Raw genomic sequence first — 23055 nt, 5'->3', positions numbered from 1 at the left:
CAGAGTGCTTTTTGGTATATTCTAGCGTAAAACTATTCTTGATTTGTTTTCTTTCTCCATGTGAAAGAGTTCAAAATGTGTCTTTTTGCGAATCTTCCAGGAGAGTCAGCATTAACCATTTTTACGTAAGTTGCTTTAGGAACACTAATGTATTCATAAACACTTCCGTTAGAAAAATCGATAATTAAACGACCTTCAACAAACTTATAATCTGTAATTGAACAAGTTGAAATTGTTTCAGTATATTCTGGTAAATTTGCTTTAATCGTCTCAGGATTAATACTTACCAAAAAGTGATAAGCCTCAATAATCGCTTTACTTTTTTCTTCTGCTGCTTTTAAACCAGCATCATCACCTTGAAATTTATCAGGATGAGCTTCTTTCATCGCATTACGATAAATGGTTTTCAAATCTTTTAACTCAGCAGTTTTGTCTACGTTTAGTAACTTGCGGTATTCAACTATTTTTTTCATAAATAAAAGGTAACTTATTGTCTATTAGTTTGAAATGAGTTTTTTTTACTTCAAAACGACAAATTTTTTGCAAAGGTACACTTTTTTTTAACTTTTTACTTTTAAGGTAAAAAATATTCGAAAAAATAAAGACTGTACGTTGATTTTAACCGCAAAGGGCGCAAAGTTTTTTATTTCTGCAATTGTAAAACGCAAAAGTTCGCAAAGCTGTATGTTTAAGCTTTGCGAACTTTACGGTTAAGTTACACGCATTTCAACCTGAAACTTGAAACCTGAAACCTGAAACCTGAAACAAATTTTATTTGTTTTCCGGTTTATGATTGGCTTTATCGAAGTTTTTAGATTTCTTAGGATATTTATCATAACTAATATCACTCGGATTTTCGATCACCGATTTAATCGTAACCCAATCTCCAAGATTAAAATTTGAATGCGCTATTTTGTAATCTAAAAGATATTCCCCACAAAAATAATTGTTGTTTTCATCTTTTTCGATGATACCGGTATAAACTCCTTTTTGGGGCATTTTTTCTTGTGAATCCTTAGACATAACTTTTAATTTTTAAATTGATGCAGCAAAGTTAATCAATTAATGTTTGTTTTAGGGAGTTCGCGACAATCTCAGTATATTTGCATATGCAAAAAAACTTCAGGCCACATCCAAATTCGTTCAAAAACACCTTTTGTGTTTTTCATGAAGTGCTTCCGGAGGTAATTGAAGGCTTAAAAAAACAATTTGAAAGTAAGGCGGGAAGTGCCTACTATTATACTGAAACCGGAATGTACAGAGTTTCGAATCACTGGGGAAGATTAGCCAATAGTAAATGGCGTTTAATTGCAATGGAACCGGAAACATCTTCGAAAACAAAAATCGGTTTTGCAGCCTGGAGTGAATTTTATCCTGATAATGCAGAAGAGAAACTATATTATATTGAAGCCAATTTTGATATGAATACAGTAATCTATCAACATAAAAATAATCCGGTCTATGATAAAAAAGCGATTCTGAGAACGAGTTTTGAAACGACAAAACGTATTAAACAAATCAGAAACCTGCAACAATTAACTTCCTGGGCAAAACATTTTGATGAAGATATTGATGTTTTGAGAGAAACGATAATAACAGAATTGATTTATACCGAGAAAACATTAGAAGAAATTAAAAGAGAAATATAATGGGACGCAACAACGAAAAGAACATCAAAGCTCACAATGACAAATTGCACAAAGCCCAAAATAAAAAGAAACAGGCTGAAGTTGCACGCAAGGAAAAGCTGAAAGAAATTGTAAAAAAGTTCAACGAAGATAAAAAGAACGAAGAGTAATAATAGTTTCAAGTTTTCTTTGTTTCAGGTTTCAAGTTGTTGATACCAGAAACAAAAGAAACATGAAACATGAAACAAATAAAATATGAATAGTAAATTCGAAGATTTAAAAGTGAGTGTGCAGGAAATTATTGATTTGATTGCTGCAAAACAAGATAGAGAAGCAAATAACAAATTACTTGATGTCAGTGATGTTTTAGACGAAATGCTGGATCATGCTGAAGAAGATGAAGAATTAAGAGAAATTAGCAGATACCAGGTTTTATTGAACCAGTTGCATGTTAAGATCAATGGAGAAGAGGCGGTTGATGGAGAATAAAAAATGTTTTTGTGATACTGGTCAATTATTTGATGATTGCTGCGGATTATATCTTATAAACAATCAAAAAGCAGCAACGGCGGTAGCTTTAATGCGTTCAAGATATTCTGCTTATGCCACTCATAATGCAGAATATCTTTTAGAAACTACTCATGTTTCAGAAAAAAAAAATTATTCAAAGAGTGAAATTCTAAAATGGGCCACATCTAATAAGTGGCAAAAATTAGAAATTTTAAGCTTTACTGAAAATAAGGTGGAGTTTAAAGCGTATTTTTTAGATTCAAATAGTCAGCGACAAACCCATTATGAATTCTCAACATTCAAATTTGAAAATGGTGCGTGGTATTATGTTGATGGAAAGTTTGAATAATTGACAGAATTTGCCTCATTTTCAACTACTTTTGCCTAAATATTTTAACTAAAAATTAATAAACGTTTCTTTTTTCGTAATTCTAAAAAGCTGTAATTTTAGAACTATGAAAAACGAATTTAAAAAAGGTTTTTATTTTAAGTCGTACGAAGCCCCATTTCAGTCTCCGTTTGAAAAACTTTTTGGCATTTTCAAAGAGCTTATCACCCATACTTCGGGCGATTTTGATGAAGCTATAGACTGGCTTCGGGAGTTAGATAAAGAATATAAACTGACGGATGAGAACTACACGATCGATGATTTTATCGAAGATTTAAAAAAGAAAGGTTACATAAAAGACGAAGCAAAACCTGATGGCACTGCTGGTTTTGGAATTACGGCTAAAACAGAACGAGCAATCAGACAACAAGCCTTAGATCAGATTTTTGGCAATTTGAAACGTTCCGGAAACGGAAATCATAAAACGAAACATGCCGGAAATGGAGATGAACATACCGGAGAATTCCGTGAATTTAATTTTGGAGATGGTTTAGAACGAATTGCTTTAACCGAGAGTTTGCGTAACGCGCAAATCAACAATGGTGTAGAAAGTTTTATGCTGACCGAAAATGATTTGGTTGTTGAGGAAACACAGTACAAAGCGCAAATGAGTACGGTTTTGATGATTGACATCAGCCACAGTATGATTTTATACGGAGAAGACCGAATTACGCCTGCAAAAAAAGTAGCGATGGCGTTGGCCGAATTAATTACAACACGTTACCCTAAAGACACGCTTGATATTTTAGTTTTCGGAAATGATGCCTGGACGATTCCTATTAAGGATTTACCCTATTTGCAAGTTGGCCCTTATCATACTAATACAGTTGCTGGTCTTCAATTAGCGATGGATATTTTGCGAAGAAAGCGAAATACCAACAAACAAATTTTCATGATTACCGACGGAAAACCAAGTTGCGTTCGCGAACGTGATGGTTCCTATTATATGAACAGTAACGGGCTTGATGAATACATAGTTGACAAATGTTACACACAGGCGCAACAAGCCAGAAAATTACATATTCCTATTACAACTTTTATGATTGCAAACGATCCGTATTTGCAGCGTTTTGTGAATCATTTTACAGAAGCCAATCAGGGAAAAGCATTTTATACCGGATTGAAAGGTTTAGGTGAAATGATTTTTGAAGATTATGAAACGAATAGGAAGAAAAGAGTGAGGTAATTTAGGCTCAAAGGTTCATAGCAGCAAAGGTTCAAAGGTTTTCTGTAGAGGCGCAAACTGTTCCTCCACGCAATTCAAAATATAAAAAATAACAAATTGAATTTTAAATAATTTAATCTTTCAATTTTTAAATCATCAAAATGGAAATAAATACTATAAAAACACTAGGTCAATTAAAGGCTTCAGGATATAAGACCACAAGTATCAAAGATGAATTGCGAAATAATCTTCGTGAGAAAATCAAATCCGGAACTCCGGTTTTTGAAGGTGTTCATGGTTTCGAAAATACGGTAATTCCAGAATTGGAACGCGCTATTTTATCCCGACATAATATCAACTTATTAGGACTTCGTGGTCAGGCGAAAACTCGTTTGGCTCGCAAAATGATCGAATTATTAAATGAATATATTCCGTTTGTTTCGGGTTCAGAAATTAATGACGATCCGTTAAACCCGATTTCGCGTTTTGCAAAAGATTTAATTGCCGAGAAAGGAGATGAAACGCCAATTTCGTGGTTGCACAGAAGCGAACGTTTCTTTGAAAAGCTAGCCACGCCAGATGTAACCGTAGCCGATTTGATTGGAGATGTGGACCCGATAAAAGCAGCGAATTTAAAATTATCGTATGCTGATGATCGCGTGATTCACTTCGGAATGATTCCAAGAGCGAATCGTTCTATTTTTGTTATCAACGAATTACCCGATTTGCAAGCCAGAATTCAGGTAGCATTATTTAATATTTTGCAGGAAGGCGATATTCAGATTAGAGGTTTCAAATTGAGAATGCCGTTGGATATGCAATTTGTATTTACGGCAAATCCGGAAGATTATACAAACAGAGGAAGTATTGTTACGCCTCTTAAAGACAGGATTGGTTCTCAAATTCTGACACATTATCCGGAAAGTGTTGCCATCGCCAGAACCATTACAGAGCAGGAAGCAAAATTAGACGAAACCCAAAGCGAGATTGTTTACGTACCAAGTCTGGCTAAAGATATTCTGGAACAAATTAGTTTTGAAGCGCGTGACAGCGAATACATTGATAATAAAAGCGGTGTTAGTGCCAGAATGAGTATTACGGCTTACGAGAACTTAATTAGTACAGCAGAACGTCGCGCCTTAAAAGCCGGAGTTGATCATACGATTTTGCGCTTGTCTGATTTCATTGGAATTATCCCTGCCATTACAGGAAAAGTAGAATTGGTTTACGAAGGAGAGCAAGAGGGAGCAGCTGGGGTGGCGCAAAATTTAATTGGTTCAGCAATCCGAACTCTGTTTCCTGATTTCTTTCCGAAAATTGAAAAATTAGAAAAACCTGGAGAAAAAACACCATATTCTGATTTGATAGAATGGTTTTTTGCAGAAAGTGGTTTCGAATTGTTAGATGATGCTTCAGATGCTGAATATAAAAGTATTCTGGATGAAGTAACACCATTAGATACTTTATTAAAGAAATATCAGCCTCAGTTAGATAAAAAAGACCACTATTTCATGAAGGAATTTATTTTATGGGCTTTGGTAGAATATAAAAAATTAAGCAAAGATCGATTTGCACAAGGACATCAGTTTAAAGATATGTACGGAAGTTATATAAGTAAATTATAAATTGTACATATGTAAATTGTGAGAAGTGAGATGTGAATTGTGAGTTTTATTTGTTACTTATAATTTACATCTCACTTCTCACTTTTCACAATTTACAAAAAATAAGTGATTACCAGTTTTATTTCGGCTACCTTGCTCCGTTGGCTGTATTTGCAGTTTTTCCCAAAAATAAAATGGAAGAAGGTTTTGAAGATTTGATTGCAAGTTATATCGAAAATAAAGTAGGTATTTCAGAGCATTTTTTAAGTAGGGAACTAGCAGGTAATCTTAAACAAAATCTACTCGATTTAAATCAGAGAAATTTGTTGTCTGAAGCAGGAATAGGTAACTCTGAGAAACTTTCATACGACGGCGCGGTCAGAAGTGATTCAATTTATTGGCTCGATAAAAAGCATAATAATGTTTTCGAAAATGAATTCTTCGCGCAAATTGACGCTTTCATTATTTATTTAAATGAAAGCTGTTATGCCGGAATCACCGGTTATGAATTTCATTATTCATTATATGAAAAAGGCGATTTTTACCTGAAACATCTAGATCAATTCAAGAATAACCCAAGTCGAAAGTATTCTATGATCAGTTACCTTAATAGTAATTGGCTGGAAAGTGATGGAGGAGAATTGATGATTCATCAGGAAAATAACAATCAAAAAATTTCACCTACTCAGGGTAAAACCGTTTTCTTTAAAAGTAATGAATTGGTTCATGAAGTTTTAGTTACCCAAAATACCAGAATGAGTATTACGGGTTGGCTGAAAAGTGATTAATTTGGAAATTATAAGCTGGAGAAGTGCTATTTTTGCATTCAAATTTTATCCTATGTTATTTCTTATTCTTAGTATTCTTTGCAGTGTAATTGTTGGAGTTGTTTTTAAATTCACTCGTAAATTTGATACTAATCCAATTCAGATTGTAGCATTCAATTATGTAACGGCATTGGCACTATGCTATTTTACTTTCAGTCCCAATTTAAACGAAGTTGATGCAAAAGCACCATGGAATATTTACATTGCGATTGGAATATTATTACCAGTCGTTTTTCTATTTTTAATCGCTTCCATAAAACACATGGGAATCGTAAAAACGGATGCAGCTCAGCGTTTATCTCTTTTTATTCCAATATTAGCAGCCTGGTTTATTTTTAAAGAAGAATTTAATTCCTATAAAGTAATCGGACTTGTGATTGGCTTTTTGGCACTTTTATTTATCTTAAGAAAACAATCTGAAAACGCAGAAAATAAATGGATTTATCCAGCGATAGTTTTATTAGGTTTCGGAATAATAGATATTCTTTTCAAGCAAATTGCATTATATACCACATTGCCTTATCCAACATCTTTATTTGTTGTTTTTACGATCTCCTTAATAATCGCTATTGGAATTGTGGTATTTGAAATGATCACAAAAAAGGAAAAACTCACCGTAAGAAATATTCTTTTCGGCGGTTTAGTAGGACTATTTAATTTCGGAAATATATTGTTTTACCTGAAAGCGCACAAAGCTTTTTCAGAAAATCCATCAACTGTTTTTGCGGGAATGAATATGGGAGTGATTGTTCTCGGAAGTTTGGTTGGTCTCTTTTTTTTCAGGGAAAAATTATCCAAAATTAACTTCATCGGTCTTTTTTTGGCCTTAATTGCGATAGTCTTTATTGTTATTTCGCAATTTAAGTAAAAATTTTCTGTAGTCTAATTCGTTTATTTACAGCTCTTTTGAAGTTAAGTTTTAAATTATTTAAAATAAACTCGACTAATTCTATAGAATTTAAGAAATATATTTATAAATTTGTCCCAACAATGAAATACTCTAGTCAAAATATCATTCAGGTTATGTGCGCCACCACGTTGTGTTGCATGGTGAACTATGCAGTGAAATGGCGTTAATAGAAAATCACTTGTTAGTTATTTTTTTTTTTAGCCTTTCATGCACCATGAAAGGCTTTTTTTAGAACTATTAAAAAATAAAGAAATGAGATCCAATAGAAATACGAATATTATGATGCAGTGCTGTCTGATAAAAATTCCATGTTGTCGAATGCGATGATTAGGGAGGAATAAATGCTTTTATACTATAGGGTAGAAGTATTTTCATGATAAAAAAAGGTACAAATCAAATATTCAAATTTAAAAGATATACAATATGAGCACAGAAATAATTAAACAGAACCCCTTTCAATCAATGATTGATCGTTTTAATATCGCAGCCGATATTCTTAATTTAGACGAATCAATCAGACAAAAATTGCAGCGTCCGGAAAAACAAATCGTGGTTAATTTTTCGATTGTGTTAGATAGCGGAAAAGTTCAAAATTTTGAAGGATATCGCGTTATTCACAATACTGCATTGGGACCATCAAAAGGTGGAATTCGTTACGATCTAGCTGTAAATCTGGACGAAGTCAAAGCACTTGCCGCCTGGATGACCTGGAAATCTGCCGTGACCGGAATTCCTTTTGGAGGAGCAAAAGGCGGAATTATTTGTGATCCAAGAAAACATTCTAAGGCGGAATTAGAAAAAATTACCAGAGGATACACTAAAGCATTAGCGGATATTTTTGGACCAAATAAAGATGTTCCGGCACCAGACATGGGGACAGGTCCAGATGAAATGGGCTGGCTAATGGATGAGTTTTCGTTACTTCATGGTAAACCTATTCATGCCGTGGTAACTGGAAAACATTTACATTCCGGAGGTTCATTAGGAAGGGTAGAAGCAACCGGAAGGGGTGTAAGTATTATTACCTTATTAGCCCTGCAAAAATTAAAATTAAGACCAGCAAGATCTACTGCGGCTATCCAGGGCTTTGGAAACGTAGGATTGCATTCGGCTTTATTTTTACACGAAAAAGGATTGAAAATTGTTGCCGTTAGTGATGTCTCAGAAGCTTTTTACAATCCGGATGGGCTTAATATTCCAGAGTTAATTTTGTATTACAATCTGAACAATAAAAATATTAAAGGTTATCCGAATTCAGTAGCTATCCAACATGAAGATTTGTTGTTGTTAGATGTTGATGTATTGATTCCGGCGGCCAAAGAAGATGTTATTACGCAGAAAAATGCTAAAGATATTAAAGCTAAAATTATTGTTGAAGGAGCTAACGGACCCGTTTCTTCTGATGCAGATAAAATATTGCATGACAATAATGTTTTGGTTGTTCCGGATATTTTAGCAAATGCAGGTGGTGTAACGGTTTCTTATTTTGAATGGCTTCAAAATTCGCTTTTAGAATCATGGAGAATTCATCAGATTAATACCCGTTTGGAAGATATTTTAGAAAAAGGTTTTGAAACTGTTTTCAGAATCGCCTTAAAACATAATGTGACGCCAAGAATTGCAGCCTATATTATTGCATTGCAAAAAGTGGCCGATACACAATCAGTGAAAGAGGTAGCATTAGATGCTCCGAAATTCAAACAGAATTAAATATTGGTTTGGGAGAAAGATTTTTTACCTATTGAAATCGTTTTTGGTTAGTAAGCGAAATTAATTAGTAAAAATATCTTTCTCTTTTGGTTTATAAAAGACTTTATCCTCTATTAAAAAGTAATTTTTAAAAATGAAACATATTAATTTTCTTGCCTTTGCAATGCCTGCTTTTTTCCTTTTTTTATTTTTGGAATATAAGCTGGCACAACGAAAAAAGAGACCTGAAGTTTTCAATTATGAAAGTTCGGTTTCAAACATTAGCATTGGTATTGCCGAGAGATTAATTAACCTTTTTATCTCAGCCAGTTTTTATCAACTTTATTATCTGATTTATGATAACTACAGACTTTTTGATATTCCGGCTAACATTTTTGTGTGGTTTGCTTTAATTCTCGCTACTGATTTTGTTTGGTACTGGTATCATCGATTAGGTCACGAAGTCAATTTTTTCTGGGCAGCTCATATTGTCCATCATCATAGCGAAGAATTTAATTTTACGGCTGCGGCCAGAATCACCACGTTTCAGGCTATTATCCGTACGGGATTTTGGTGCATATTGCCTTTTGTTGGTTTTCATCCAACAATGGTAATTACGATGTTAATTGTTCATGGCGCGTATTCCTTTTTTACGCACACCCAGCTTATTGACCGAATTAAATGGCTGGAATATGTTTTTGTAACTCCTTCTGTACATGGTGTTCATCATGCCTCTGATGAAAAATACCTGGATAAAAATTACGGCGATATGTTTACTTTTTGGGATCGTCTTTTTGGAACTTTCCAGGAAGAAGAAGAAAAACCAAAATACGGATTGACACATCCCTTAAAAAGTTATAGTTTTCTATGGCAGCACTTTCATTACTATTTTGAGATTTATGAATTATGGAAACGGTCAAAAGGTTTTAATGCCAGATGGAAAGCTGTTTTTGGAAGTCCCGCACATATGGATCAGGATATTCGGCCAACGCTGGAAAAGCGTTTTTTACAAGATAAAACCAATCCGCACCAAAGATTGAGATTTAGAAATTATCTGTATATCCAATTGGGAATATGTACGTTGTTTCTAACTGTTTTTACGTATTATTTTGAGTACTTAAATGATTTTGATAAAGCTTTTGTATTGGCTTTTATTTTAATCACATTAGTTAATTGTGGCGCATTATTAGAACAGCGAAAATGGATTTATTATCTGGAATATGCGCGACTTTTTATGATCACAACTTACTTTTTATATGAAGAAAATCTAACGGCATTTTTCTTTGTTCCGTTAGCGATAATGATTTTTGCAGAGCAGTTGTTTTCGTTGAGCAAACGGTATCAGAATGTTGTTTTGCAGTTAGAGACGTCGGAGTAGAGAATATAGAACATAGAACATAGAATATAGAATATAGAACATAGAATATAGAACAAAGAACAAAGAGGAAAGAAAAGCGACATCTCAAAAGTTGTCGTTTTTTTGCCTCAGATTAAAGGCTTAAAATGATTTTTTAAATTATTACATAGAGTCCCAGCGGGACGTCATGTTTATAGAAATATTTACAATGATGTGATCAAGCCCCATCGGGGTGACATGTATATTTCGCTCCGCTGGAGCTTTTACTCAAAAGCATAGTATTATTTGCTATAAACATAATGCTTCGCTGAAGCTATGCTTGATGAACGCATAATAAGTGCTTCAGCTGTTGCTGAGTCTCCTTTGTTGAAATGGAAATATCTTTTGTAAAGTAAAAAAAAACTTAGTCCCTTAGCATCTTTGTATCTTAGCAACTTAGATAGTCTTAATCGCCATAATCTTCTCTTCAAAAGTATCTTTAAAATCAGATTTACTTTTGATTCTTGTTTTGTACGTATAAATGGTAGCTACAGAAAGTTCCAGGAATTCTGCCATTTGACTACTGTCCTGAATTCCTAATCGATACAAGGCAAAAATCCTTAGTTCAGTGTTTAAAAGTTCTCCTTTTTTAACGATACATTTATGATCATTTGGGAACAAATGATTAAAATCTGTAACGAATGTTGGGAACAATTTCAGGAAGATTTCGTCAAACTGATGAAAAAGATTCTCGCGTTCTTCCTTTACATTATAACGTTTTAAACTCGCAATAACTTCATCTGTTTTCTTGGTAATGATTTTATGAAGTGTACTTTTCTGAATGTGATCGATTTTATTAATGAATGCTGAGGTAGCCTTAATAAAATATGTAATATATTCCTCTTTTATTGCATTGGCTTCACTCAGACTAATATTCATTTCCTGAAGTTGCGCATACGAAGAAGCCATTATTTTTCTGGCCTTATTTCTTTCTTTTAATTGTTTGAAAATGATAATCAGGAACAAAACAATAATTACGGTAAGAATCGTCAATAAAATAATGATTCTTTCGAGTTTATCATTTTTTTCTTTTACGTTATTTAATTGTGCTTTTTCAATAATAGGTAAGATCGACGAAATCTCAATTTTTCGATGTCTGGCATTATAGAAAGTGGCATCATCCATCGCAATATTGATGTATTCGTTGGCTTTATCCAAATACCCCATTTTAAAGAGTTCATTGGCTAGATTTCGAAGCGCAACCGTTTCTTTGGTCGCATTTTTAACATCGGCAATAGCGGCAAGTGCGAGGTAGTAAATGGCTTTTTTTGTATAGCCTCTTTCCGAATAAATATAGCCGAGACTCGACGTTGCAATTCCGTAATAATCAGGTGGTAATTTATAGTTGTTGATCCAGTAACTAAAGGCGAATTCGGCACCACGCCAGTCTTGTTGTTTTAATCTTTTTAAGCTTTCGGCTGCCCAATATTCATTGGTATTAGTTCCAATTAATTCTAAAGCTTTTTTCAGAAAATGATTTCCTTGTTGTACATAATGAATATTAAAACGCTGATCGCGGTTATAATCGGCTAAATCATAATAGGCTCGGGCTTTAATGGAATAATATTCGAATTTGTTTTTTTGATCTAGTTTTTGTGCATCAATAACATTCAAAGTATCGATAGCTTCTTTAAAAAGTCCGGATGAAAGTAACACGAAACCTTCTTTAATTCGGCTTTTAGCCAAATATTTAGGGTCTTTTAAAACGATGGCTTTGACTTTTGCTTCTTCCAAATAATAATAAGCAGAGTCGTATTTGAATGATTTATATTCATCAAACAATGACATATAAGTATTATAAAGCTGCTCATTGTTCTGGCTCACTATAAATTTTGATACGTTTTTTTTTAAGGCTTCTATTTTGTGATATTTCTGTTTCAGGTAAATATCTTTTTTAAGAAGGACTTTATCTAATTCTTCCAGAACAGGATTTGTCTCTTTCGCAGTTAGAGAGAAACCTGCAATGAAAAAAAACAGAATGTATATTCTTCGCATGGTTTTGTTTTGGTTAAGGATAAAATTCTTTTTTGGTTTGTTTGAGTTAATTCGTTTTTTAATTCAGGACAAAAATCTTTATAGTTGATGATGTAATAGCTTTAAGAACCTGGTAATTCTCTTAATAACAAAGCTATAAATTTTGGATCATCGGTCAAAAATAAGATCTAAATGTTAAAAGTAGTCTAATAATTTGCAATTATACAATAAAAAGCAATAATATATATGTATAGTGAAAAAAACATCGACTTTAATTTACATATTGTCATAAATACCATTATTTATAAGCTATTTTTCATCTCAACAACGTCTTGATTTTTGCAAACACAAAAATATTGTAAAATATTGATTTTTAAGTGGTTGTGCTTGTAATTATTTGAATTACATCTTGATTTTTATCAGATATTTTTTTTTAGGTTTTTTTAACATCTAGTTTCGTTCTGTCTTTAAGGAGACAAAAAAACTAACAAACAAACCACAAATTTATGAGATGTAAAAGTATTTATTGGTTAGCTGTTATTATGTGTCTGTTTGCCATTGGCTGTGACAGTATTGATGACGGAAGCTATGTTGATCCGATTACCCTTTATGAGAAAGTAAACGGAAATTGGGGATTAACAAATTTAAAAATGGTAGATGAATCTGCGAAAGCAAATGCCATCGAGCCAAACGAAGAAAACTTGAGTACGTACTTTAACTACGAGGATTTTAAAATCAAATTCAGCGTAGACGAAAAGAACCAGCCAACAAGTTATGAAGTGACGGGCAATGTTCCGCCTTTATTTGCTCCAAAAGGATATTGGAAATTAAGTTCCGATTTTCAACAGACAAATGCCAGTGCAGTCAAAATCTACCTGTACAGCGATGCTCAAAAAACACAAAAAACAGATGAACTTCTATTGACATCAGTGCCTGGTAGCAATGATGAAATGGAATTTCAATTAGTGCATTCCTCTAACGGAACTCCTTTTGTGTCTTATGTATTCAAATTAAATGCTATTAATTAAAAAGTAATATGAAATCGCCATGATTCCAGTTAAACTAGGGCAAAGAATGACGATACCATATTCCGATAAAAACAAATATTAAATACATATGAAAAAGTTTATATATACAATTTTATTTGCCCTTTTGATGGCTCCTAATTTTATTCAGGCTCAAGAGGAAGCCGGAGCTGTGGGCAGTATAATGTCTTTTCCGGTAGTTTATAAATACGATGAAAAAGTGACATGGTATTTTGATCTTTCAGGAACTACATTTGCAGAAACTGAAGATCTTTATATCTGGATTTGGTCGCCATCTGAACCAGATGCAGGACATTGGGAAAATTCTTCAGATTTTGCCAAACTGAAATATGAAGGAAATAAAGTTTGGAGTTTTACTTTAACCCCAACCGTTTATTTTTCTAAAACACCGGCTGAAATAGCAGCAAGTGCTGGATTTTGGTTTCGTTTAAAAAACAAAACAGGATCAAAACAAAGCGGTGTCGCCAACGTGCCCTATACTGATTTCTCTTCGTTTTATACAGCCAACGAGTTAATCAGAGCGTATCCTACAAAACCAACAATCGATAAGGGAGTTAGTATTTTGTTTAATGCCAATTTGGCTCCGGGATTTGCTGGTGCGACAAGCGTACACATGCATAGTGGATTGAACAATTGGGATATAAAACAAGAATACCAAGCGTGGCTTCCGGACATTGTAGAAAAGACAAAACTAAAAGACTTAGGAAACGGGTTCTATAAAATGGATTTAGTTCCAAAAGACTATTATAATGCTCCTGACGGTTATGTAATGGAAAACCTGGTTTTCCTTATGGTAAAAGACGATTGGGCCGGAACTACGCCGGATCAGGTTTTATATGCTGGGGAATATATTCCGCCACCACCACCGGTATTTGGATTTTACCCGCTGCAAATTAGTCAAAAAGATTTTCTTGGAATGTCTCGTAAAAATAACGAACCGGGTGTCACTAAATTAATTTATACGATTAACGCGGGCACTAAAGTAATTGCAGGTGAATTTACCGGAGGAACAGCTGAGATAAAAGGATTTGTCAATTTGGTTTCTGAGCTTAACGGAATTCCTGGTTTAACTGAAATTCATGTTTTGGTAAAAGACAATAAGGACAAAACGATTTCGGATACCACGATTCCTCTTAAAACTTTAGACAAATAATTCACTATCAAATTAAAACGTCAATTCTAATGAAATGAGCATGAAATAAAAAATGTTCATAATTCGAATAGTAGATATGCGAATTACAGATGACCGATTAAAACAAAAAATAACTACATATGAATAGTAAAAATAAAAAAATAGTCCTGCAGCATCTGTGGACTACTAAAACTGTGGTATTCCTGATTTTCATGCTTTTTCTTTCGGCAGGAATGTTTGCTCAGGAAAAAAAGCAGGTAACAGGTACCGTTTATGACAATACAGGAACTGTATTGCCAGGTGCTTCGGTAATTGAGGTGGGTACTAAAAATGCCACCACAACAGATTTTGACGGAAAATTTACTTTGTCTGTAGCCGTAGGAGGTTCGATTGAAGTTTCGTTTATAGGATCAACAACTCAGAAAGTACAAATTACATCAGGAACAAAAGCAAATATTGATGTTCGTTTACAAAACGATGGTTATCAATTAGCAGAAGTTCAGGTTGTTTCTGTTGGATACGGAACTCAAAAAAGATCAGATTTAACAGGAGCTATTTCAACTGTAAAAGCAGATGATTTAGTTAAAGGAAATATTTCATCAACAGAGCAGGTTTTACAAGGAAAAGTGGCGGGATTAAATGTTATTCGTCCTTCGGGAGATCCTGCAGCGGGTTCAACTTTACGTTTACGTGGAGGAACTTCATTAACAGCAAGCAACAGTCCGCTTATTGTGGTAGATGGAATTGCAGGTGTTGATATCAATGTGGTTCAGCCTTCTGATATTAAATCGGTAGACGTTTTAAAAGATGCTTCGGCGACCGCTATATACGGATCAAGGGGAGCAAATGGTGTTATCATTATTACAACAAAATCAGGAACAAAAGGTGTTTCTGTAACCTATAGCGGATTATCAAGTATAGGTTACGTAAATGACAACCTGGATCTTTTATCAGCAAACCAATGGAGAGGTTATGTACGCCAAACCGGAAATAAAGACGCTGTTGATTACGGAGGAAATACAGATTGGCAAAAAGCAATCGAACAAACGGCGATTTCACAATCGCATACTTTAAGCATTAATTCTGGTAAAGCAGACAGCGGTTTTAGAATGTCCCTTTCGTACTTAAATAATGAAGGGGTTATCAAATCGACGGGACTTGAAAGATTGAGCGGAAATGTTAGTGGATACCAATATCTTGGAGACAATAAACAGGTGAAATTTGATATGGGTTTATTCGCTAATATCGATAAATGGCATCCCTTAGATTACAGAATTTTTGAACGTTCCTATAATTTAAATCCAACAATTCCGGTATACGATGCCAACGGTGAGTTTACTTCAGTTGGAGGAACAATTTATGAGAATCCGGTTGAAATTTTAACCAATAGAACTGTTGATAATGAAAGACACAGACTTTTAGGATATTTTAAAACGGAGGTTAAGTTTTTAAATGATTTTACCGCTGTAGCTAATATTTCATTAGAACATAATGCCGTTCAGGGAAGTACCTATAAACCATCTTATGCTGTTATGGAAGGAAGAACTGAAGATGGTTATGCCCAAAAAACGTACGCAGAATACACTAACGCACAAGGAGAATTGTATGTGAATTACAATAAAACTTTTGGAAAACATACTGTTAGTGCTTTAGGCGGATACTCTTATTTAGAGAATATTTACGAAGGTTTTGGCGCACAAAGAAGTGGTTTTGTTTCAGATGCTTTTAGTTACAACAATTTAGGTGCAGGATATAATTACCGTTTGGGAGATGTTTATTCCTATAAAGGAAAATCAAATCTGGTATCTTTTTACGCTCGTGCTAATTATAGTTTTGATAGCAAATATTTGTTCACTGCCACAGTAAGACGTGATGGTTCAAGCCGTTTTGGAGAAAATAATAAATGGGGAACTTTTCCATCAGCTTCTGCAGCGTGGAGAATTTCTAACGAAGAATTTATGAGTTCAACAAAAGGCTGGCTAGGTAATTTAAAATTAAGAGTGGGTTACGGAGTTACAGGAAATCAGGATGGAATTGGCGAATATAAATCGCTTTCAATCTTAGGAGTTGGAAATGACAGTTATTATGATCCGGTTACGCAAACCTGGAGTCTGGCGTATTCTCCAAAACAAAACCCGAATCCTGATTTAAAATGGGAATCTACAAAACAATTAAATATTGGAGTTGACTTTACATTATTTGACAGAATCACAGGATCATTCGAGTATTATTCAAAAAACACCGAAGATTTATTATACACTTATGAAGTGCCTCAGCCTCCTTATTTAGTTGGAACGATGTTAGCAAACGTAGGTGAAATGTCTAATAAAGGAGTTGAACTTACATTAAATGCAGATATTGTAAAAGGAGATAAATTTACCTGGAATGCTAATTTAACGTTAGGACACAACGTTCAAAAAATAGAAAAATTATCGAATCCAACGTATCAAACTGATGTAATTTACAGTGGATCTTTACACGGATTAGCGGGTATGTCAGGACAATATTCTCAAATTATTGCTGAAGGATATCCTGTTGGAACTTTCTGGGGATTCAAAAATGCAGGACTTGATGCCGATGGTAAAATTCAGTACTATAATGCGGCGGGAGCAGTAGTAGCAGAAAATGCTTTAGTTGATGCTGATAAAACAGACTTAGGAAATATTCAGCCAGATTTGACAATGGGAATCGGAATGAATTTTACTTATGGAAATTTTGATTTGGGTGTTTCCGGTTACGGAATGTTTGGACAAAAAGCCTTGAATGCTACCAATATGATGTTGAATGATCCTAACAGATTACCATCGTATAATGTCCCGGATGATTTCTTAAACAGCGGTATAACTTCGTCTCCAAAATATTCAGATTATTGGTTAGAAGATGCTTCTTTCTTTAGACTTCAGACACTTTCAGTAGGTTATACTTTTCCTTTGAAATCTAAATCATCAAAATTCAGAGTTTATGCTATGGGAGAGAATCTGTTTGTAATTACCGGATATAAAGGTGTAGATCCTGAAATTGGTTTAAATGCGCAAGATGGGATAAATCAAACAGGAGTAATGGATACAACTGGATTAGCGGCACCCGGAATTGACAGATACAATAATTATCCGCGACCAACAACGTTTTCTGTTGGATTAAATTTTACGTTTAATAATTAAGCGATTAACTCAAAAATAGAACAAATGAAAATCAAAATAACAGCAGCATTATTAATAAGCATGCTCTTTACGATATCATGTACCAATTTAGATGAACAATTATATGATAAAGTAGAAGATGGAAATTTTGGAAATACTCCCAAAGAAATTGATGCATTAGTTGGAGGTGCGTATTCTTCATTAAGAGGATTTGCAGATGGGATATCCAATAATTATCCAACGTGTGAGTATGTATTCTTTTTAACTGAAACCGTTTCTGATGAAGCTACCATTCCTACCAGAGGAACAAACTGGTACGATGGCGGACAATATCAGGATGCTCAAAAACATACCTGGAAAGCAGACAATCGTATGATTCTTTCGGCCTGGCGCTATAATTATACCGGCATTGCGAAGATCAATTCGATCATTTATCAAATCGATAAATCGTCTTTGACTGATGCGGCAAAAGCACCAATTTATGCTGAATTAAAAGCTTTAAGAGCATATTACTATTACAATCTTTTAGATTTATTCGGGAATGTGCCAATCGTAACCAATTTTGAAGATACGGCATTACCATCCAATTCTACTCGTAAACAAGTGTATGATTTTGTAGAGAAAGAACTGTTGGATGCTATTCCGCACCTAACGTCAAATGTGGTATATTCTAAATTTACAAAAAATGTTGCGTATTCTCTTTTGGCTAGATTATATCTAAATTCTCAGGCTTTTATCGGAACGGCACGTTGGCAGGATTGTATCAATATGTGTCAGAAGGTAACAGGTTATACTTTGGCACCAGATTTCTTTGCCAATTTTGCGACTGAAAATCAAAAGTCACCTGAAATTATTTTTGCAATTCCATACGATTCAAAAGCGGGAACAGTAGGTAACTATATGTCTTCTATGTCTTGTCATTACTTACATAAATTGACGATTTCTCCAATTGGGGATTATCCTTGGAGTGCGAACGGAATGTGTGCACAGCCGGGTGTTTATTCTGCTTTTGCAGATACAGACAGAAGAAAAAAATGTATGGTTGCCGGAGATCAGATCAATTTAGCAACAGGTACCGTAATTACTATGGATAACGGTGAGCCTCTGACGTATACAGAAGAAGTAACAAGTGTTGCCGATGCTAAAGAAAATCAGGGAGTTCGTTTGGGTAAATATGAAATGAAAGCAGGAGAACAATGGGAACGCGATCATGATCTTGTTGTAATTCGTTATGCTGAAATCCTGATGATGCAGGCAGAATGTTACGTTCGCTTGGGATCTGCTGATTTGGCAAAACCATTTATACAACAAGTAACGGCTCGTGCCGGAGAAGAAATGCCGGCAACTATTGATCTTAATTTTATAGATAAGGAATTGCTTAAGGAATTTACTTTTGAAGGAAGAAGAAGAACTGATAATATTCGTTTTGGAACATTCTTCCTGCCATGGTGGGAGAAAGGAGCAACTGAAAAATACAGAGCGATTTTTCCAATTCCAAGCACTGTTTTAACTACAAATAAAAACCTGAAACAGAATCCTGGTTATCCTCTGAATTAGGTTATTAACTGTCAGTCTTCCATGTTGGTTAGTCGTGGAAGGCTGACATATTTAAAAAAAAGATTTTACGCCACTCCCGATAGCTATCGGGATAAAGGATTATTAGGATTGAAAAATAATTTTTGTCTCTCGCAGATTCCGCAGATAGTGCTGATTTATGTTGATGAGTTTGAATAATCTTGTAGAATCTGCTTAAATCATTTTAATCTGCGTGAAAATTTTAACCATAGAGTAGAGAAATTAAAATGATTAAAAAATCTGTAAAACTCTTTTAATCTGTCGCAAAAAAAATCGGCACTATCTGCGAAATCTGCGAGATAAAATTTTAGCCACAGATTAAAAGATTAAAATGATTAAAAAAATTTCACGCAGATTTTCGCAGATTAAAGCAGATTTAAAAAAATGTAATTATAAAAAATCTGCAGGATCTGCTTAAATCATTTTAAATCTGCGTGAAATAATTTTAGCCAAAGACAATAAGGATTAAAAAATCTGCCAGATCTGCCAAATCTGCGAGAGAAAATTTTAGCCACAGATTAATGAATTAAAAAGATTAAAAAATGTTTCACGCAGATTTTTGCAGATTTAAGCAGATTTAAAGAAATATAATTATAAAAATCTGTAGAATCTGCTTAAATCATTTTTAAATCTGCGTGAAATAATTATCAAGATGGGAGCAAAAAAAATAACCACCAATAGTCATAAAAACAAATAGTATTTCAATATGAAAAGATATATCACATTATTGTTTTTTGGTATCATGAACATTTTAGTCGCCGCTGGATGCAGCAGTGATGACAAAGGTCCCGATAAACCGACAGAACCAGAAACAATTCAGCCTGTTGCGATTGAAAAAACAAATAGCACCAAAATTTATGTGCATTACATGCCCTGGTTTGAAACCAATGAAAGTAGTGCCGATAAAAAATGGGGATATCACTGGACAATGGCAAACAAAAATCCGAATACGATAGGTGCAAACAATCGTCGGGAAATTGCCTCTTATTATTATCCGCTAATTGGTCCTTATCATTCAGGCGATAAAAATGTGATTGAAAATCATTTATTATTGATGAAATATTCAGGAATTGATGGTGTTTTGATCGATTGGTACGGCACTTATGATGTTAATGATTACAGAATGGTCAAAGAAAATACAGAACAGCTAATTGCCATGTTAGAGAAAGTTGGGCTTGAATATGCTATTGTTTACGAAGACAGAGTAACAACCAATGTTGTGAATGCGGGAAAAGCAATTTCTGTTACAAGCGCTGCCAAAACTGATTTAGCCTATATGGAGAAAAATTATTTTGATGATGCTAATTATATCAAAATAAATGGAAAACCTCTATTGCTAAATTTCGGTCCAATCGTATTACAAACACCAGCTGAATGGACAAATGTTTTTGGTGCGCTAACTACGAAACCTACTTTTTTAACGCTATGGGATCAATCTGTTGAAGCAGGTGCGAATGCTTCCGGTGAATATGCGTGGGTTTATAAAAACAGTACTTATTTAACTAATTGGTATACTAATACAAAACCAAAACTTGCTGTTGCGATGGGAAGTGCTTATCCTGGTTTTAAAGATTTTTATGCCGAAGGTGGTGGTGGCGCAGCGATTGGATGGACGATTGAGCATAATAACGGAGCTACCTTGGATGAAACGCTTGCACTAGCCAAAAATGCCAATTTAAATTACTTGCAACTCATTACATGGAATGACTTTGGCGAAGGAACGATGTTCGAGCCAACAGTAGAATTTGGCTATACATACATTGAAAAAGTAAAAGCCTTTGCCGGTGTCAAAAATACTGAATCTGTTTTTCCGGACATCAGTAAAATGTATAATCTTCGAATCGAGAAAAAAGGTGAGGTCAATGCCCAGAATAAATTAGATCAGGCTTTTAATTATTTTGTTTCTATGCAGCCTGCAAAAGCGAAACAATTAATTAGTGAAATAAAATAAGAGTTGTAATTAATACAATTAAATAATGAAAAACATAAGATATAGCTACTGTCTAATCCTTTTTGCGTCGATTTTGATTTACGCTTGCAGTGCCAGTACTAAAAAAACATACAAAATCAGCTCTCCGGGAAAAAATACCGAATTAGTTTTTGAATTAACAGCTTCAGGGCAACCGCAATACAGTTTTACATCCAATGGAAAATCGGTTATTGAGCCTTCTTTAATGGGATTTGAATTTCAGGGAATCGAAAAAATGACAGCAGGTTTTGAAGTGGTTTCCTTCGAAGAAAAAACTGCCGACGAAACCTGGGAACAGCCTTGGGGAGAATTCAAAAAAGTGAGAGATCACCACAGCGAACTGATTGTTCATTTAAAAGAAGCAAAAGGAGAAGAACGTATGGTTGATATTATTTTCAGGGTTTTTGACGATGGAGTAGGTTTTAGGTATTTTTTCCCAAAACAACCTCATTTAGGGAAAGTGAAAATTTCGAATGAAGTTACAGAATTCACTTTTAAGTCGGATAATGATGTTTGGTGGATTCCGGTGCATCGTGAAAACAGTTATTATGAAAGCACGTATCGTAAAACTCAAATGAGCAAAACCGATACAATTAATACTCCGGCGACTTTTGAAACGAAAGAGAAATTGTTTGTAGCGATTCACGAAGCCAATTTAACTGATTTTGCTTCGATGACACTTTTAAAAACAAGCGACAAACAATACAAAAGTGATTTAGTGCCTTGGGCCGACGGTGTAAAAGTTTATGCTGAAACACCCTTTCAAACACCATGGAGAACGATCGTGGTTGGAAAAACGCCAGGTGATGTTGCAACATCGACTATTATGCTGAATCTGAATGAGCCTTCAAAAATTGAAGATCTTTCGTGGATTACGCCTTCTAAGTATATTGGAATTTGGTGGGGAATGCATTTGGAAAAATTTACTTGGGGGCAAGGACCGAAACACGGTGCAACAACTAAGAATACAAAAGAATACATAGATTTTGCTGCGAAAAACAATTTTGACGGCGTTCTGGTAGAAGGCTGGAACGAAGGCTGGGACGGCGACTGGACAGCCGATGGATCTGCTTTTAGTTTTGTGAAAGCGTATCCCGACTTTAATTTGGAAGAAATAACTAAATATGCGGCCATTAAAAATGTTCGTTTAATTGGACATCATGAAACGGCAGGAGCCACAAAAAACTATGAAAGCCAATTGGAAGATGCTTTTAAATTGTATCAGAAAATGGGTGTGAATTCGGTTAAAACGGGTTATGTCAACAAATATTTAGACAAAAAAGAATGGCATGATAGCCAATATGGAGCACGTCATTACAGAAAAGTAATTGAAACGGCGGCTAAATATCATATTATGATTGACAACCATGAACCAATGAAAGGAACTGGTATTCAGCGTACGTATCCGAACTTTATGTCTCAGGAAGGCGGAAGAGGACAAGAGTATAATGCCTGGTCTGTTGATGGCGGAAATACTCCGGAGCATTTAACAACTTTGCCTTTTACAAGAATGTTATCAGGACCGTTTGATTATACACCAGGGAATTTCAATTTTGATTATAAAACGCCATCGGGAGCAAGAGTACAGACCACTTTGGCAAATCAACTGGCCTTGTATGTTATTATTTTCAGTCCGTTGCAAATGGCTTCAGATTTGCCTGAGAATTACGAAGGAAAACCAGAGTTTCAATTTATAAAAGATGTTCCGTGTACCTGGTCGTATACGAAAGTTTTAGATTCTAAAATTGGAGAATATACCACAATTGCCCGCAAGGATTGGGACGAGAAAAACTGGTATTTAGGCGCTATTACAAACAAAGAGGCAAGAGATCTTAAAGTGCAATTGTCCTTTTTGGATGCTGGAAAAGAATACGAAGCCGAAATTTATGCCGATGGAGCAGGAGCAAATTACAAAACGAATCCGTATCCGGTAGCCATTTCAAGGCAAATAGTAAACAGTAAAACAACATTAAATATTAAACTCGCAGCTGGCGGAGGAACAGCTATAAAATTTTCTCCAATAGAGAAATAATTGAGTTAGTTTAAGTTAAGTTTGAGTTTGAGCGATGAACCCGATATCTTTTTAGAAGATGTCGGGTTTG

The 23055-nt window shown here is 34.5% G+C and carries 19 protein-coding genes; 16 read left to right on the top strand and 3 right to left on the bottom strand.

The genetic code is table 11. The features are described from left to right. Nucleotides 1-32 precede the first annotated feature (32 nt). Both B0A65_RS12865 and B0A65_RS12860 read right to left on the bottom strand, forming a co-directional pair. Entirely contained in the window at nt 33-473 is a 441-nt protein-coding gene (locus B0A65_RS12865) for a KTSC domain-containing protein (protein ID WP_072973585.1), read from the bottom strand. Between the two features lie 298 nt (nt 474-771). Continuing rightward, on the bottom strand, nt 772-1023 hold the full coding sequence (locus tag B0A65_RS12860; protein WP_074662021.1) for a hypothetical protein: 252 nt from the start codon (nt 1021-1023) through the stop codon (nt 772-774). 86 nt (nt 1024-1109) lie between these two features. On the opposite strand from B0A65_RS12860, the gene B0A65_RS12855 reads away from it, so the two are divergent. The 10 genes from B0A65_RS12855 to B0A65_RS12810 all read left to right on the top strand — a co-directional run bounded on the left by B0A65_RS12855 (nt 1110) and on the right by B0A65_RS12810 (nt 10099). Further along, complete coding sequence (locus tag B0A65_RS12855; protein WP_074662018.1) at nt 1110-1649, top strand: hypothetical protein; 540 nt, start codon at nt 1110-1112, stop codon at nt 1647-1649. Then, entirely contained in the window at nt 1649-1798 is a 150-nt protein-coding gene (locus B0A65_RS23290; RefSeq protein ID WP_086065325.1) for a hypothetical protein, read from the top strand. Before B0A65_RS12855 ends, B0A65_RS23290 begins: the two co-directional genes overlap by 1 nt. An 85-nt stretch (nt 1799-1883) precedes the next feature. Then, nucleotides 1884-2117: a hypothetical protein gene (locus B0A65_RS12845; RefSeq protein WP_074662015.1), complete on the top strand. Its 234-nt coding sequence runs from the start codon at nt 1884-1886 to the stop codon at nt 2115-2117. Beyond that, nucleotides 2107-2487 carry a YchJ family protein gene (locus B0A65_RS12840; protein WP_074662010.1) on the top strand — a complete coding sequence of 127 codons (381 nt, stop codon included), beginning with the start codon at nt 2107-2109 and terminating at the stop codon, nt 2485-2487. The genes B0A65_RS12845 and B0A65_RS12840 overlap by 11 nt, the downstream gene beginning before the upstream one ends. 106 nt (nt 2488-2593) lie before the next feature. Further along, nucleotides 2594-3712 carry a vWA domain-containing protein gene (locus tag B0A65_RS12835; RefSeq protein ID WP_074662006.1) on the top strand — a complete coding sequence of 373 codons (1119 nt, stop codon included), beginning with the start codon at nt 2594-2596 and terminating at the stop codon, nt 3710-3712. A 140-nt stretch (nt 3713-3852) separates the two neighbouring features. Further along, complete coding sequence (locus B0A65_RS12830) at nt 3853-5316, top strand: sigma 54-interacting transcriptional regulator (RefSeq protein WP_074662003.1); 1464 nt, start codon at nt 3853-3855, stop codon at nt 5314-5316. 173 nt (nt 5317-5489) lie between these two features. After that, a complete protein-coding gene (locus B0A65_RS12825; protein WP_074662000.1) occupies nt 5490-6083 on the top strand; it encodes a 2OG-Fe(II) oxygenase in 594 nt (197 codons plus the stop codon). A gap of 52 nt (nt 6084-6135) precedes the next feature. Continuing rightward, nucleotides 6136-6990: a DMT family transporter gene (locus B0A65_RS12820; protein WP_074661998.1), complete on the top strand. Its 855-nt coding sequence runs from the start codon at nt 6136-6138 to the stop codon at nt 6988-6990. A 465-nt stretch (nt 6991-7455) separates the two neighbouring features. Next, nucleotides 7456-8742, top strand: a complete 1287-nt coding sequence (locus B0A65_RS12815) for a Glu/Leu/Phe/Val family dehydrogenase (RefSeq protein ID WP_242670277.1) — start codon at nt 7456-7458, stop codon at nt 8740-8742. Nucleotides 8743-8875: 133 nt separating this feature from the next. Further along, a complete protein-coding gene (locus B0A65_RS12810; RefSeq protein WP_074661995.1) occupies nt 8876-10099 on the top strand; it encodes a sterol desaturase family protein in 1224 nt (407 codons plus the stop codon). A 414-nt stretch (nt 10100-10513) separates the two neighbouring features. Here the strand turns inward: B0A65_RS12810 and B0A65_RS12805 are convergent, their stop codons facing one another. Further along, complete coding sequence (locus tag B0A65_RS12805) at nt 10514-12112, bottom strand: DUF6377 domain-containing protein (protein WP_074661993.1); 1599 nt, start codon at nt 12110-12112, stop codon at nt 10514-10516. 485 nt (nt 12113-12597) lie between these two features. Between B0A65_RS12805 and B0A65_RS12800 the strand changes: the two genes are divergently transcribed. The 6 genes from B0A65_RS12800 to B0A65_RS12775 all read left to right on the top strand — a co-directional run bounded on the left by B0A65_RS12800 (nt 12598) and on the right by B0A65_RS12775 (nt 22985). Continuing rightward, nucleotides 12598-13119 carry a DUF5004 domain-containing protein gene (locus B0A65_RS12800; RefSeq protein WP_074661991.1) on the top strand — a complete coding sequence of 174 codons (522 nt, stop codon included), beginning with the start codon at nt 12598-12600 and terminating at the stop codon, nt 13117-13119. An 88-nt stretch (nt 13120-13207) separates the two neighbouring features. Then, nucleotides 13208-14290, top strand: coding sequence for a hypothetical protein (locus B0A65_RS12795; RefSeq protein ID WP_074661988.1), 1083 nt, complete (start codon nt 13208-13210; stop codon nt 14288-14290). 119 nt (nt 14291-14409) lie between these two features. Then, entirely contained in the window at nt 14410-17430 is a 3021-nt protein-coding gene (locus B0A65_RS12790; RefSeq protein ID WP_074661984.1) for a SusC/RagA family TonB-linked outer membrane protein, read from the top strand. A 24-nt stretch (nt 17431-17454) separates the two neighbouring features. Further along, nucleotides 17455-18966: a RagB/SusD family nutrient uptake outer membrane protein gene (locus tag B0A65_RS12785; protein WP_074661981.1), complete on the top strand. Its 1512-nt coding sequence runs from the start codon at nt 17455-17457 to the stop codon at nt 18964-18966. Nucleotides 18967-19690: 724 nt separating this feature from the next. Beyond that, the gene (locus B0A65_RS12780; RefSeq protein ID WP_074661977.1) at nt 19691-20935 is read left to right on the top strand and encodes a glycoside hydrolase family 71/99-like protein; all 1245 of its coding nucleotides are present in this window, start codon (nt 19691-19693) and stop codon (nt 20933-20935) included. A gap of 25 nt (nt 20936-20960) precedes the next feature. Then, nucleotides 20961-22985 (top strand): glycoside hydrolase family 97 protein, encoded by a 2025-nt coding sequence (locus B0A65_RS12775; RefSeq protein ID WP_074661975.1) that lies wholly within the window; start codon nt 20961-20963, stop codon nt 22983-22985. Nucleotides 22986-23055: the final 70 nt, after the last annotated feature.

The sequence above is a fragment of the Flavobacterium frigidimaris genome (genome assembly GCF_002217275.1).
Classification (GTDB): domain Bacteria; phylum Bacteroidota; class Bacteroidia; order Flavobacteriales; family Flavobacteriaceae; genus Flavobacterium; species Flavobacterium aquidurense.
This window is presented reverse-complemented; position numbering and strand designations above follow the sequence as displayed.

Bases quoted from the DNA above. Each gene is read 5' to 3' on its own strand.
- B0A65_RS12865 (WP_072973585.1), bottom strand. From the start codon at position 473: ATGAAAAAAATAGTTGAATACCGCAAGTTACTAAACGTAGACAAAACT.
- B0A65_RS12860 (WP_074662021.1), bottom strand. From the start codon at position 1,023: ATGTCTAAGGATTCACAAGAAAAAATGCCCCAAAAAGGAGTTTATACC.
- B0A65_RS12855 (WP_074662018.1), top strand. From the start codon at position 1,110: ATGCAAAAAAACTTCAGGCCACATCCAAATTCGTTCAAAAACACCTTT.
- B0A65_RS23290 (WP_086065325.1), top strand. From the start codon at position 1,649: ATGGGACGCAACAACGAAAAGAACATCAAAGCTCACAATGACAAATTG.
- B0A65_RS12845 (WP_074662015.1), top strand. From the start codon at position 1,884: ATGAATAGTAAATTCGAAGATTTAAAAGTGAGTGTGCAGGAAATTATT.
- B0A65_RS12840 (WP_074662010.1), top strand. From the start codon at position 2,107: ATGGAGAATAAAAAATGTTTTTGTGATACTGGTCAATTATTTGATGAT.
- B0A65_RS12835 (WP_074662006.1), top strand. From the start codon at position 2,594: ATGAAAAACGAATTTAAAAAAGGTTTTTATTTTAAGTCGTACGAAGCC.
- B0A65_RS12830 (WP_074662003.1), top strand. From the start codon at position 3,853: ATGGAAATAAATACTATAAAAACACTAGGTCAATTAAAGGCTTCAGGA.
- B0A65_RS12825 (WP_074662000.1), top strand. From the start codon at position 5,490: ATGGAAGAAGGTTTTGAAGATTTGATTGCAAGTTATATCGAAAATAAA.
- B0A65_RS12820 (WP_074661998.1), top strand. From the start codon at position 6,136: ATGTTATTTCTTATTCTTAGTATTCTTTGCAGTGTAATTGTTGGAGTT.
- B0A65_RS12815 (WP_242670277.1), top strand. From the start codon at position 7,456: ATGAGCACAGAAATAATTAAACAGAACCCCTTTCAATCAATGATTGAT.
- B0A65_RS12810 (WP_074661995.1), top strand. From the start codon at position 8,876: ATGAAACATATTAATTTTCTTGCCTTTGCAATGCCTGCTTTTTTCCTT.
- B0A65_RS12805 (WP_074661993.1), bottom strand. From the start codon at position 12,112: ATGCGAAGAATATACATTCTGTTTTTTTTCATTGCAGGTTTCTCTCTA.
- B0A65_RS12800 (WP_074661991.1), top strand. From the start codon at position 12,598: ATGAGATGTAAAAGTATTTATTGGTTAGCTGTTATTATGTGTCTGTTT.
- B0A65_RS12795 (WP_074661988.1), top strand. From the start codon at position 13,208: ATGAAAAAGTTTATATATACAATTTTATTTGCCCTTTTGATGGCTCCT.
- B0A65_RS12790 (WP_074661984.1), top strand. From the start codon at position 14,410: ATGAATAGTAAAAATAAAAAAATAGTCCTGCAGCATCTGTGGACTACT.
- B0A65_RS12785 (WP_074661981.1), top strand. From the start codon at position 17,455: ATGAAAATCAAAATAACAGCAGCATTATTAATAAGCATGCTCTTTACG.
- B0A65_RS12780 (WP_074661977.1), top strand. From the start codon at position 19,691: ATGAAAAGATATATCACATTATTGTTTTTTGGTATCATGAACATTTTA.
- B0A65_RS12775 (WP_074661975.1), top strand. From the start codon at position 20,961: ATGAAAAACATAAGATATAGCTACTGTCTAATCCTTTTTGCGTCGATT.